We start from the raw sequence: 12,024 nt of genomic DNA, 5'->3' as shown, positions 1-12,024 counted from the left end.
GGGGCGGAGATGCGCGAGATCCTGACGGCGGCGGCCCTGCTGGGCGCCGCGTTGACCGTGTCGGCGACAGCTGCGCAGACCCCCGCGCAGACTGCGCCCCCACCGGCCTTGGCACCAACGCTGCGGGGAACGCTGGCCGGCCCGTTCGAGCTCCACTCTCAGCGCTTTCCCGGCACGGTGCGGCGCTACTGGGTCTATGTCCCGCCAGGCTATGATCCGCGCCGGCCGCCCAATCTGCTGCTGTTCCAGGACGGGCAGCGTGCGACGAATCCGGCAGGGTCGCTCAGGGTCCCCGCGGTCCTCGACACGCTGATCCTGCAGCACGCGATCCCGCCGACGCTCGGCATCTTCGTGACCCCCGGTCACCGCGCGGCGCACTATCCCGACACGCTCGGCATGGCCAATCCGGATCACCGGGTGGAGGAATATGACGCGCTGTCCGACGATTATGGCTGGATGACGCTGAACGAACTGCTCCCCGCGGTCGCGGCACGCTGGCGGTTCGCCGACGATCCGAAGCGCCGCGCGATCGGCGGCACGTCGAGCGGCGCGATCGCCTCCTGGACGATCGCCTGGCGGCATCCGGAAGCGTTCGGCAACGTGATCAGCTTCATCGGCAGCTATACGTCGATCGGCCTCACGCTCGGCCCGGACGGCGCACCGCGCACGCTCGGCGGCGACCTCTATCCGGGGCTCATCCGCAAGAGCCCGATCCGCCCCTTGCGCATCGTCCTGCAGGACGGGGCCGCCGATCTCGACAACGAACATGGCAACTGGTTTCTCGCCAACCAGCAGATGGCAAAGAGCCTCGCATGGGCGAACGCGCAGGCCGATGCGGATCACCGCCCGGGCCCGCGCTACGACGTCAGGACAGCCTGGACGCGCGGTGGCCATTCGGACGCGGACGGCGGCGCGATCCTGCCCGACATGCTGCGCTGGATCTGGCGCGACCAGCCCGCAGCCGCGCACGCCCCGCTCCCTGCTGTCCCGACCCCTACTTCCCCACGACGATCTTCGGCAGGGTCGTGATCGGTTCGACCGTGATCGCGCGGAACCAGGTCTCGGCGCCTTCGGATTGCAGCTGAATCCGACCATGCGTCAGCGGCTGCCGGCCGTCGGGGCCGATCGTCGCCAGATCATGCACTTCGCCGACCGGGACGCCGTTGACGACATGCACCGCGCGGTCGCCGACGACATAGAGGTCGAGCGTGTTCCACGCGCCGACCGGCCGCTCGGCGTCGGTAGCCGCCTCGACGTTCCAGGTCGGCGTGCCGTTGACGATGTCGATCTCGCGTCCCCCGGCACGGAAGCGGAGATGCGGTTCGACCAGCGACGGATCGAACGTCACCCCGGTATGGCCGCGCAGCTTGCCGCCGACCGCGACGATCATCCCGGTCGATCCGGTCATGATCTCGAACTCGACCGACGGCCGCCACGTGCCGAACACCTCGCCCGGCGCGCCATGGGTGTGATAGAGCAGGCCGTTGTTGCGCGGCTGCGTCGCGCGCGGTGCCCAGGTCCTGGTGCCCCATTTGAACTGCAGCCGCAGATGATAGTCGCGAAGATCGGCCTGGTGGACCAGGCTGCCCCAGGTCTCGCCCTTCACCCAGATCGCCGGCGCCCCGTCGACGCTGCGCACCGCGAAGTCGCCCTTGGTGTCCCGGCTCGTGCCGATCGGCGGCATGCCCGGCTTTGCCTGATAGGTGATCGACGGGTCGGGATAGCCGAGCCACGCGGTCCAGCCCTTGAGGCTGCGCCCGTCGAACAGCGCGGTCGGCTTGCCCGTCGCCACGGGAACGTCGGTCAGCCTAAGCCGCTGCGGCGCCGCGGCGGGCTCCCCCGCAATCGCCCGCGCCCGGTCCTGAGACGTCTGCGCGGTCGCAGGCGCGGATACCAGCATCAGCGCGACCAGCGCGCGCTTGGATTTTCCAGACATTCGCCCTCAACTCCCCCATCATATTTATGGCTTAGCATAGCGCGTTATCGCTACCAGTTGAACTCCGATGGTCCCGCGCGCTAGGACCGGGTGGGAGATTGCACGATGCTCAAGATGTTGGCGCTGGCCGCCCTGCTCACCACGGCGCAGGCCGCGCCCGATCCGCATTTGCCGAGGGCCACGACCGACTCCGTCGCCCCCGTGCTGCCCAAGGGCCTCGATCACGCGGTGCTGATCGTGTCGAAGACCAATGGCTGGCGGCATATCGAACATATCCCGCATTCGAACCGCGTGCTCGCCGACATCGTGCAGGGCCTGGGTCGCACGAGCTACGCGACCGAAAATGCGGCGGTCTTCAACGACGAACAGCTGCGCCACTTCTCCGTCGTCGTGCTCAACAGCGCCAGCGGTGGATTCCTGACGCCAGACCAGCGCGCGGCCTTCGCCCGCTTCGTCGCGCGCGGCGGCGGCGTCGTCGCGCTGCATGCCGCGGGCGACGACAGCCATACCGACGCCTGGTACAGCGACACGGTGATCGGCACGAAGTTCATCGGCCATCCGGGCGGCGAGGATCAGTTCCAGCGCGCGCGGCTCGTCGTCGACCGCCCCGACCATCCGGTCATGGCGGGGGTGCGCCTGCCCTGGACCGCGCTCGACGAATGGTATTCGTTCAATGCCAATCCGGCCGCCCGCGGGATGACCGTGCTCGCGACGCTCGACGAGGCGAGCTACCGTCCGGGCGCGAAGCTCGCGATGGGGACGCACCCCGTCATCTGGACCAACCCGCGCACCAAGGGCCGCGTAGTCTATTCGGCGCTCGGCCATTTACCAGAGGCCTATGACGATCCGACCTATCGGCGCGTGCTCGTCAACGCGATCCGCTGGGCGGGCCGGCCATAGCGTCATTCGATCGCGAGGAACGCGGTGATGGTCAGCCGCCCCGCCGCCGGATCCGCCGACAACACCGCATCGCGCGCGATCGCGCCGCTGTGCAGCACATAGCTGCGGTACAGCAGCGCCCGGTTATAGGCGGCATCGACCAGCGCGGTCCGCTCGAACAACGCGGTATCGTCGGCGATATAGCCGTGCGGCGGCATCGCCGCGACCTCACGGCCGAGCCGTTCGAAGAAGTCGGGCGCGCGCGTCTCGTCGACCGTCTCGAACCCGGTGGCGCGGTGACGGAAGAAGGCGGTCCCGTCGCGGTTCGTCGGCGACAGATAATGGATCAGCGCGATCCGGTCGCGCGCATAGGCATCGACATGCGGCAGCCGTTGCCGGATCTCGAGCGCGTCGGGCGTCACCGTGACGATCGAAAATTGCGCATCGACGACATGGATGCGGCGGCACGGCCCGAAATCGCGGCCCAGCGCGCGGGCGATGCGCGGAAGCTGGTCGGCCAGATAACGTTCGGGCAGCGCCGCGCGGAGACCGGGATAATGCTCGCCCGCGGATCCGAACGCCGCGTCCGCCGCGGCCTTGCGCAATCCGTCCGGATCCTCGGCAAAGCCGTCGATGATCACCAGCGGCTCCGCCTCGCGGCCGATACGCCGCCTGGTCACATCCCCCAGCATCATGCCTGCCCATCATCCATCTTTACCGTCCTCTAGCGATCCCGGTGACGCGCGACATAGCGCAATGCACGGGCGCAGCGTAGGGGCGGCACGCTCAGCCATACGGACGATCGCTCATGCCCCTGCCCCGCGCCAAAGCCTTCTGGGCGACGGCCTTTCCCGCCGACCGCCTGCTCGGGGGCGTCGGCGCCTGTATCGGCATCGCGCTGACGATGCTCGTCTGCGTCGCGCTGCTCCCCGCCGGCGACGTTCCTCAGATCGTCGCGCCGCTGGGGGCGTCGGCGGTGCTCGTCTTTGCGGTCCGGTCGAGCCCGCTGGCACAGCCCTGGCCGGTGATCGGCGGCAACACGCTGTCCGCCGCGATCGGCGTCGCCGCGTTTCAGCTCATCCCCGACGCCAAGCTGGCCGCGGGCGTGGCGGTCGGGGCTGCGATCCTGGCGATGTCGCTGCTCCGCTGCCTGCACCCGCCCGGCGGCGCGGCGGCGCTGACCGCGGTGATCGGCGGGCCCGGCATCCATGCGGCGGGCTATGCCTTCGCGCTCGTCCCCGTCGCGCTCAATTCGGTCGTGCTCGTGCTGGTCGCCGGCCTCTTCTACCGCGTGACGCGGCGCCCCTATCCGCATCACGCTACGCTGCCCTCCGCGGCGATCGCGGCTGAACGGCGCGCGGCTGGATTTCACCCCGACGACATCGACGCCGCGCTCGAGGACATGCACGAAAGCTTCGACATCGCCCGCGACGATCTCCACGCGCTGCTCGCCAAGGCCGAACTTCACGCGCAACGCCGCCAGCGCAGCTGAGCGCGGATCAGGTCGCGCGACGCGTCAGTCCGGCAAGATCACGCGACCTGCCGTTGCTGCCGCTCGGGCCCCGCATCGTCGCCGAGGAAATGGCGGGTAAAGGCATGCGCGTCGTCGGCCAGTGACTGCAGCGTCCGCTTCAGCATCGCGCCGGTCCGCTGGACCTCGTCGACCGAAGCGAGGTTGCGATCGACCGACGATGCGATCTGCTGGCTCGCCTCGGTGAGCATCTGGCTGCGGTCCTCGACCGCCTCGATCCGCCCGTTGAGCTGTTCGATCGCCTGCGCCTGCGCACGCGACATCGCCGCCACCCGGCCCGCACCGTCGTCCATGCCGTTGATCAGCGCCCCCAGACTGCCCGTACTCGCCACGACCGACCGGATCTGGTCCTGCACCGCCTCGATCTTCGAGCGCACGTCGCCCGCGCTCGCGCCCGTCCGCGTCGCCAGCGACTTGATCTCGGCCGCCACCACCGAAAAGCCCGCGCCCGCAGGACCCGCGCGCGCCGCCTCGATCGTCGCGTTGAGCGCGAGCAGGTTGGTCTGCTTGGTGATCGCGCTGATCACGTCGACGATCTGCTCGATGCTGCTGGCCTGTTCCTGCGACAGCGCGACGGTATCGTTGGCACTGCGCGCATGGTCGCTGATCGATCGGGCGGCGAGGCTGGTCCCCGCCACCTCCCGGTCGATCTCCTCGAAGGTGTGCGCCAGCAGATGCGTCTCCTTGCCCGCCTCGAGCATCTCGGTCGCGAACAGCTGCGCGATCGCGTCGAGCTCCTGTGCAAGCCGGCGATTGCCCTCGATCGTCTCGTGCAGGCTGATCGCATTCGCCTCGAGCAGCGCCATCGCCTCCTGCGCCTCGCGGATGATGCCGCCGACCTGGCGTTCGAACGCCTCGGCCAGCGCGGCCAGCGTGGCCTCGCGCTCGCGCCGCGCCTGCGCCTCGACCTCGGCGATCGCGCTGGCCTGGCGCGCCTTTTCCTCCTCGGCATGGAGGCGCAGCAGCTCGGCCTGATCCGCGAGGCGTTTCGCATCCTCGCGCTGCGTCTGGAACGTCGTCAGCGCGGTGACGACCAGCCCCAGCTCGTCATGCCGCTTGAGCGTCGACAGATCGATCGCCGCCTCGTGCATCACCGCATCCGTCGCCGCGGCAATGTCGGTGATCGAGCCGATGATCGATCGCCCGATCACATAGGCCATCACCAAGCTGCCGCCCGTGCCGACGAGCAGGACGAGCAGCAGGATCGCGATCGTGACATGCGTGACCAGCAGCGCCCCCGATGCCGCCTGCCCGGCGCGGCCGATCCCCGCGGCGGTCACGCGCCGGATCCGCGTATCGATCTGCTGCGCATTGGCGCGAAACGGGTCGACCATCGCCGCGGTGCTGGCAAAGTCGACCTCGAGCATCGACGTCAGCACGTCGACGGTCGCGGTATATCGGTCGAGATCGGCCAGCACCGGGCCCAGCTGTGCGCGCTGCCCGGCATGGCTGCGCCGGTAGCCGACCAGCGCCGTACGGACCCGGGCCAGGTCGCGGTGGATCGCCGCCACCTGCCCGTCGACCGCGATCGTCGGCGTCGCCGCCTTCGTCACCAGCAGGTGATAGACGTTCGCATTGGCGATATCGAACCGCTGCGTGATCGCGTTGAGCTGCTTGATATCGCGCATGTCGCGGTTGACGATGTCGTCGACGCTGCGCCCGGTGATCAGCAGCGCCGCGGTGCTGGCCAGCGCCATCACCACGAACAGCACCAGCATGATGACCGGCGTCGCCGCGACCTTGACCGCGATCGGCCGGTCGGCAAGCGCCAGCCTGCGGTCGAGCCGGTCCGACAGCCGGAAGAACGCGTTAAAGCGCAAGTCGCACCCCTGCGCGCACGCGACGATCCGCCGGGATCGGCGATACCGCGGCGCCGTCGGCCAGCGCCAGATTCTCGCCCGCGACATAGACTTCGAGCGCGGAGGTCAGCCGCAGCCCCGCCCGCGCATCGAGCGCCACCGCATCGTCGACCCGGTAGAGCAGCAGCTGCGGAGTCGACGAAAAGGCGAATTGCCGCGTCGACGATGTGTAGCGCGCGACCCCCGACAGCGACAGTCGCCCGATGTCATAGCCGAGCGCCAGATTCGCCTTGTGGACCGGCGTCGTCGACTTGGGCGACAGCGCATAGGGGATCGGCAGCGTCAGCGACGCCAGCTGCTCGTCGGTGTGCGTCCAGGTATAATTGGCGCGCCATGTGAGCGCACCGACCGCACCCGACGCCGACACCTCGGTGCCATAGGTGGTATAGTCGCCGATCGCCGTGAACCGCGCGACGAGCGAGGGCAGCGGGGTCAGGAACAGCTCGGTCTGCAGGCCGTCGCCCGGCGACGCGATCGCATTGTCCGTCTTCGTCACGAACGCGTTCGCCTCGATCTGCGTGCCGCCGATCGTCCGCGCATAGCCGACCTCGCCGCTCCACACGCCGACCGGATCGATCCGCGGCGACCCTGCCACGAAGATCGGCACCGGCGCCGGGGTGATGATCGGCAGGCGGATCCCGTAATTCACCAGCGACGGCAGCTGGTAGCCGCGACCGCCATTGATCCGCAGCTGGCCGCGCGCATCGGTCTGGACGAGCAGCGCGACGTTGAAGCTGAACCGCGTGAAGGCCCGGTCGAAGTCGCTCGCCACGTCATAGCTCGGCTGCGCGATCGCGCCCGCCTGGTGCAGCCAGAGCCGGTCGATCCGCGCCGCCGCGGTGATCGAAATCGCCTCGTCCGGATGCAGGTCGAGCATCGCATTGGCCGATCCGACGTCATAGGAAATCCGCTCGGCGAACTGATAGGCCGAGCGCAGCCGGTTGTTGCGATATTCGCCGCCGAGCCGCAGCGTATCGCTCTTGCCCAGCCGGACCAGCGTCGACGCCTGGGTGACGATGATCCGGTTCTTGAACCCGAGCGGCTCGGTCGCATCCGCCGTCGCGCCGACGCCATAGTGCACATCGAGCCAGTTGACATAGCCGCCCAGCGTCACGCCGCCCCAGCCCGTGTCGCGCGTGGCCGAGGCATGGACGTTGTCGCTGCGATAGCGCTGGTTCGACAGCAGCTGGCTCGGCAGATACTCGGCCTGCCGATTGGTCGAATGGCCGCCGCCCAGCACCGTCTCCAGTCCGTCGAACGAACCGGTGATGTCGCCCGACACCTGGTCGCTCGCGACGTCGCTGACCATCGCCGGGCGCAGCAGCGTCGCCGGGATGCGACGCTCGTCCTCGCGCGCGCGGACCCCGGCCAGCCGGATCCCGATCGCCGGGGTGACGGGCAGCGTCACCGACCCGGCGAGCCGGCTGATGTCGTGATTGCCGAGCTCGGCGGTCGCGGTGACGGTCGGCGTCTGGCCGACGCGCCGGGTGATGATGTTGACGACACCGCTGGCGGCGTTGAACCCGAACAGCGCGTTCGCCGGCCCGCGCACCAGCTCGATCTGCTGGATCTCCTCGAGCTGGACGCCCAGGAGATTCCAGTCGGTCATCCCGTAGTGATCGAGATAGACCTGGCGTCCGTCGACCAGCACGAGCAGCCGCGCATTATAGGTCTGCACGCCGCCGCGCACCGACACGTCGCTCTGCCCCGCGGTCCAGCTGTTCACGTCGATGCCGGCATGCGTCTTCAGCAACCCGGGTACGTCGCGGGCGGGCGACCGCGCGATATCCTCGCGGGTGATGATGATCGCGGAGGCGGGCAGTTCGGACGCGCGCTGCGGCTTGCCCGTGACGCTGGTCGTCACCGGCTCGCCGATCGTCTCCTGCAACGCCTGGTAATCGACGGCCTGCGCACCTGCGACGGCCGGGCACAGCACTGCACCGGCCGTCAGCATGGCGCGCAATCCGGTGGCGAAAGTCGAAACGGTCATCGTTAAATTTCCTTGATCAGCATCAGGAATGCCGACCCGAATCTGATATTGGCAGCCCGCGCCGCGGCGCGATTGACGGTGATCTGGGTCTTGGGACCCGAGGTGATGCCGACCACGCATCGCGCGGTCTGCACGCAGGCGGGGTCCGACGAGATCGTCAGAACCGACGATCTGGCGGCCGCGGCGGCGATGCCGGCATGCTCCGGGCGCAACCCCGTCGTGATGAAGGCGAGGCGGAATCCGGCCAGCGACCCGATCGCCCCGACCGGCACGCGGCGCGCGCGGATCGCACTGCGTCCGGCGGCCAGCCCCGATCCGATCGCCCGCTCGATCGCCGCCGCCTCGGCCTCCGATGCCGCATTGCCCGGCTCGAACACGATCGCCGCGGCGACCGTCCCCGCCGGACCGGGCTGAAGGAACGACACGACCCGCGCCGCGATCGGCACGTTCAGTTCCGCGGACAACGGCGTCGCGCTGCCCAGCGCGGCCACGCCGCACATCCATATCCAAGGTCTAAACACGCTGTCCCCCACTGAGGGGACAGCGAGTATCACCCGATATTGTCCAATTAGTTAATGGCTTAGAGACCGCGATACACAATCTGCGGCCCCATCGCGCGGGCCGCCGCGCGCCCAATTAAGACGGTCGCGTAACAGAACGGTCCTCGGCGCGTCATCTGGCGCGGCCATAGCCCGCGGACGACGCCGGCCGGGCGCCAACAGGGCAGGACAATCATGCGTATCTCGACGATGCTGCGGGCGACCGCGGCGGTTCTCCCCCTCGCCCTGTTCGCAGGCACCGCGACCGCGAAGGATGCCGGCCCACCGCTGCGGATCAACGACATCGCCGTCATCGGCACGCACAACAGCTACAAGCAGCCGATGCCCGCCGCGACGATGGCGAAGGTGCGCGCGGCAGAACCGGCGATGGCCGACGCGCTCGACTATGCGCATCGCAGCCTCGTCGACCAGCTCGACGCGGGCGCGCGCCAGCTCGAGATCGACGTGAACTATGATCCGCAGGGCGGGCATTATGCGCGCGGATCGTCGGACCCGAAGCTGCAGCGGCCGGGCTTCAAGGTGCTGCACATCCCCGGCATCGACAATGCGTCGAGCTGCGTCCTGCTCACCGAATGCCTGGGAATCGTCCGCGACTGGTCCGCCCGCCATCCGCGCCACGTCCCGATCCTGCTGATGTTCAACGCCAAGGACGAGCAGAACGCCGCGCGCGGCGGCATCGACGCGCTGCCGTTCGACGCGGCCGCCTATGACGCGCTCGATGCGGAGATCCGCTCGGTGCTCGCGCCGGCCAGGCTGATCGTGCCCGACGACGTGCAGGGCCGCTATCCGACGCTGCGTGACGCCGTCCTCGCCGACAACTGGCCGCTGCTCGAGGCGTCGCGCGGCAAATTCCTGTTCGCGCTCGACGAGCCCCCCGCCAAGGTCGCGGTCTATCGCGGCGCGCGGCGCTCGCTCGAAGGCCGCGTGTTCTTCATCAACACCGACGAGGCGTCGCCCGCCGCCGCCTATCTGACGCTCAACGACCCGGTCCGCGACGCCGAACGCATCCGCCGCGACGTACGCGCGGGCTTCCTCGTCCGCACCCGCGCCGACGCCAACACGCGCGAGGCGCGCGCCAATGACCGCGTGCCGCGCGACACCGCGCTGGCGGGCGGCGCGCATTATGTCTCGACCGACTATCTCTGGCCCGATCCGCGCTTCGCCGGCGGCTACCGCGTCGCGCTCCCCGACGGCCATGTCGCGCGCTGCAACCCGGTCCGCATCGCCAAGCAATGCGGCGACCTCGAAGGATCCGCCAGGTGAAGCCGGTGCTCGTCGCCACGCTGCACACCGCCCCCGACTTCCGCCGCGACATGGACGCCGCACGCACGGAACTCGCGCACGCCGCGGGCGCTGTCCCCGATATGTCGCAGTGCCGGATCGAGGCCGGCGCCAGCTAGCAGACGGACCAGCACGCGGATGATCGACGACCCCAAGGCCACGACTCTCACCATCGCCGGCCACGCGATCCGCGACATTGCGAGCTTCTACGACGAGATCAACCGCGTCTTCATGGCGGGCGAGGACTGGTCGCTCGGCCCCAGCCTCGATGCGCTCGACGACCTGTTCTACGGCAGCTACGGCGCGCTTGCGGGCAAGTCGCCGGTCATCCTCGTCTGGCGGGATATCGAGACGAGCCGCGCCGCGCTCGGCATCGACGCCACCAGAGCCCATCTCCGCGCCAAGCTCCAGAACACGGCCTTCGACGCCGCACGCATCACCACCCAGCTCGACGCGCTCGAACACGGCCGCGGCGAGACCTATTTCGACACCATCCTGACGATCATCGCCGACCACCCGAACATCCACCTCGTCCGCGCCTGACCCGGCGCAATCGGGTTATCGCGGCGTCACCGATGCGCGGATGCGGAACAGGTTGTCGGCGACCTCGTCCATCTGGAACGGCACCGCCAACCGGTATCCATCGGCAGCGAGCATCGCGGCGAGCCCCCCCAGCAGCATCTCCTGCCGCCGGTCGAGATCCGCCTGCCCGGTCACCGGACGGATCGTCGCGGTCAGCGTGCAACGATCGTCGCGGCAGGCGATCGTGACGTCGGACAGCAGCGGGTAGGCGGTGCGGAGATGTGCGGCCACGACGCTCGCGGCGACCGGTGCGACCGCGGCCGGCCTCGCCGATGGTAATGGCGGGATTCTGGCGACCGGGATGGTCGGAGCCCGCACGACGGCGATCGCGGTCGCTGCGACGCCGCGCTGCCGCTGGCGCCAGCCGACGACGATCGCGCCGAACAGCGCGACCATGATCGCCGCCGCGATCCAGCCGAACGACGGTGAAGGACGGACGGGGCGCAGCGGCATGCGGCCTCCGGTGCCGCCCCGCGTCGCCATTGGCGGCGCGGGGCGGGGCTGGATCAACAGAGCGTCGAGCCCGACGGGCAGCCCGGCGAATCGGCGCCGGCATCGACATTCGCATTGAACCCCGGCGCGATACCGCCGGCGTTGGCGGCGGCCAGCGTGCTGGCGAAGCGCGCTTCCTTGTTGTCGAAGTTCGCGCCCTTGAAGTCGTAGTTCGACACCGCGTTGCGGACCGCGACCGACGGATAGCCGTTCCAGCTCACCAGCGGCTGGATGAGCCACTGGCCGGTACCGTTCTCGGCCGGCTCGTCGCCGCCGTCGGTCTTGGAAAAGCGCCACAGATGCGAAAAGCCCCAGGTCTCGTAATGGAAGACGAGCTTGACGTGTTCGCCACTCGCATCGCTGACGAAGCGGAGCTGGCCGCCGCTGGTCGGACGCGTATCCCAGTCGCCGTGATCGCCGCGGGTGACACCGACGACCCGGCTGCTCGTGCCCTGGTCGGTGGTCCAGACGATGATCGATTCCCAGTCGAACGCATGCGAGAAGTCCGACTGCCAGAAATAGCTGTAGACCCGCCCGCAATAGCCGTTGTTGCAGCGGCTGCGCGCATAGACGTTGCTCTGCGTGCGGTAGTTCGCGTCGCGGCACGATGCCGGCGGGCGCGTCGCATAGGTCGAGGCGGCCGGGCTGATCGCGCCCGACGCGTCGACCGCGGGGACGTTGAAGCAGACGTCGGTGTCGAAGTCGACCGCGGGCTGGAAGCGCTTGTCGAGCGCGGTGGCGCGTTCGGGCAGCGGCGCAACCGGCGACGGCCAGCCCTGTCCGAGCGCGGGCGATGCCAGCAGCGCCGCGACCAGGCCGACGGCGGACAACAATGTAGCTTGGCTTTTCATGCAAACTCCCGTGGCAGGTGTGTGGAGATACGCCGTACGCCCGCGTCCGCGGCGGGGAGCGCC

Annotated in this window: 13 protein-coding genes; 6 read left to right on the top strand and 7 right to left on the bottom strand. The window is 69.3% G+C overall.

Going from position 1 to position 12,024, the window contains the following annotated elements:
- Window positions 1–9 precede the first annotated feature (9 nt).
- Complete coding sequence (locus J3A66_RS13275; protein WP_209569340.1) at window positions 10–1,029, top strand: alpha/beta hydrolase-fold protein; 1,020 nt, start codon at window positions 10–12, stop codon at window positions 1,027–1,029.
- On the opposite strand, the gene J3A66_RS13270 is transcribed toward J3A66_RS13275, so the two are convergent.
- A complete protein-coding gene (locus tag J3A66_RS13270) occupies window positions 995–1,936 on the bottom strand; it encodes a DUF1080 domain-containing protein (RefSeq protein ID WP_209569338.1) in 942 nt (313 codons plus the stop codon). The genes J3A66_RS13275 and J3A66_RS13270 overlap by 35 nt on opposite strands.
- 105 nt (window positions 1,937–2,041) lie before the next feature.
- Between J3A66_RS13270 and J3A66_RS13265 the strand changes: the two genes are divergently transcribed.
- Window positions 2,042–2,836 (top strand): ThuA domain-containing protein, encoded by a 795-nt coding sequence (locus tag J3A66_RS13265; RefSeq protein ID WP_209569335.1) that lies wholly within the window; start codon window positions 2,042–2,044, stop codon window positions 2,834–2,836.
- A 2-nt stretch (window positions 2,837–2,838) separates the two neighbouring features.
- On the opposite strand, the gene J3A66_RS13260 is transcribed toward J3A66_RS13265, so the two are convergent.
- On the bottom strand, window positions 2,839–3,510 hold the full coding sequence (locus tag J3A66_RS13260) for a DUF6445 family protein (protein ID WP_209569333.1): 672 nt from the start codon (window positions 3,508–3,510) through the stop codon (window positions 2,839–2,841).
- A 113-nt stretch (window positions 3,511–3,623) separates the two neighbouring features.
- Between J3A66_RS13260 and J3A66_RS13255 the strand changes: the two genes are divergently transcribed.
- Window positions 3,624–4,307 carry an HPP family protein gene (locus tag J3A66_RS13255; protein WP_209569331.1) on the top strand — a complete coding sequence of 228 codons (684 nt, stop codon included), beginning with the start codon at window positions 3,624–3,626 and terminating at the stop codon, window positions 4,305–4,307.
- A gap of 38 nt (window positions 4,308–4,345) precedes the next feature.
- On the opposite strand, the gene J3A66_RS13250 is transcribed toward J3A66_RS13255, so the two are convergent.
- The 3 genes from J3A66_RS13250 to J3A66_RS13240 are packed head-to-tail and all read right to left on the bottom strand — an operon-like array spanning window position 4,346 to window position 8,686.
- Window positions 4,346–6,166, bottom strand: a complete 1,821-nt coding sequence (locus tag J3A66_RS13250; RefSeq protein WP_209569329.1) for a methyl-accepting chemotaxis protein — start codon at window positions 6,164–6,166, stop codon at window positions 4,346–4,348.
- On the bottom strand, window positions 6,156–8,195 hold the full coding sequence (locus tag J3A66_RS13245; RefSeq protein ID WP_209569327.1) for a TonB-dependent receptor: 2,040 nt from the start codon (window positions 8,193–8,195) through the stop codon (window positions 6,156–6,158). Before J3A66_RS13245 ends, J3A66_RS13250 begins: the two co-directional genes overlap by 11 nt.
- Before the next feature lie 2 nt (window positions 8,196–8,197).
- Window positions 8,198–8,686, bottom strand: coding sequence for a YfiR/HmsC family protein (locus tag J3A66_RS13240; RefSeq protein WP_209569326.1), 489 nt, complete (start codon window positions 8,684–8,686; stop codon window positions 8,198–8,200).
- Window positions 8,687–8,929: 243 nt separating this feature from the next.
- Between J3A66_RS13240 and J3A66_RS13235 the strand changes: the two genes are divergently transcribed.
- Genes J3A66_RS13235 through J3A66_RS13225 form a run of 3 tightly spaced genes read left to right on the top strand, consistent with a single transcriptional unit; the run spans window position 8,930 to window position 10,579 of the window.
- The gene (locus tag J3A66_RS13235) at window positions 8,930–10,018 is read left to right on the top strand and encodes a Ca2+-dependent phosphoinositide-specific phospholipase C (protein ID WP_245336820.1); all 1,089 of its coding nucleotides are present in this window, start codon (window positions 8,930–8,932) and stop codon (window positions 10,016–10,018) included.
- Window positions 10,015–10,155 carry a hypothetical protein gene (locus tag J3A66_RS13230; protein ID WP_209569324.1) on the top strand — a complete coding sequence of 47 codons (141 nt, stop codon included), beginning with the start codon at window positions 10,015–10,017 and terminating at the stop codon, window positions 10,153–10,155. The genes J3A66_RS13235 and J3A66_RS13230 overlap by 4 nt, the downstream gene beginning before the upstream one ends.
- Before the next feature lie 19 nt (window positions 10,156–10,174).
- Complete coding sequence (locus tag J3A66_RS13225) at window positions 10,175–10,579, top strand: barstar family protein (protein WP_209569321.1); 405 nt, start codon at window positions 10,175–10,177, stop codon at window positions 10,577–10,579.
- Between the two features lie 15 nt (window positions 10,580–10,594).
- Here the strand turns inward: J3A66_RS13225 and J3A66_RS13220 are convergent, their stop codons facing one another.
- Both J3A66_RS13220 and J3A66_RS13215 read right to left on the bottom strand, forming a co-directional pair.
- Window positions 10,595–11,071, bottom strand: coding sequence for a hypothetical protein (locus tag J3A66_RS13220; protein ID WP_209569319.1), 477 nt, complete (start codon window positions 11,069–11,071; stop codon window positions 10,595–10,597).
- Between the two features lie 53 nt (window positions 11,072–11,124).
- Window positions 11,125–11,961, bottom strand: coding sequence for an NPP1 family protein (locus tag J3A66_RS13215; protein ID WP_209569317.1), 837 nt, complete (start codon window positions 11,959–11,961; stop codon window positions 11,125–11,127).
- Window positions 11,962–12,024 lie beyond the last annotated feature (63 nt).

This window comes from Sphingomonas sp. PvP018 (genome assembly GCF_017876865.1).
Taxonomy (GTDB): Bacteria; Pseudomonadota; Alphaproteobacteria; order Sphingomonadales; family Sphingomonadaceae; genus Sphingomonas; species Sphingomonas aerolata.
The sequence above is the reverse complement of the archived record's forward strand: the minus strand, read 5'-3'. Positions and strand labels throughout refer to the sequence as shown.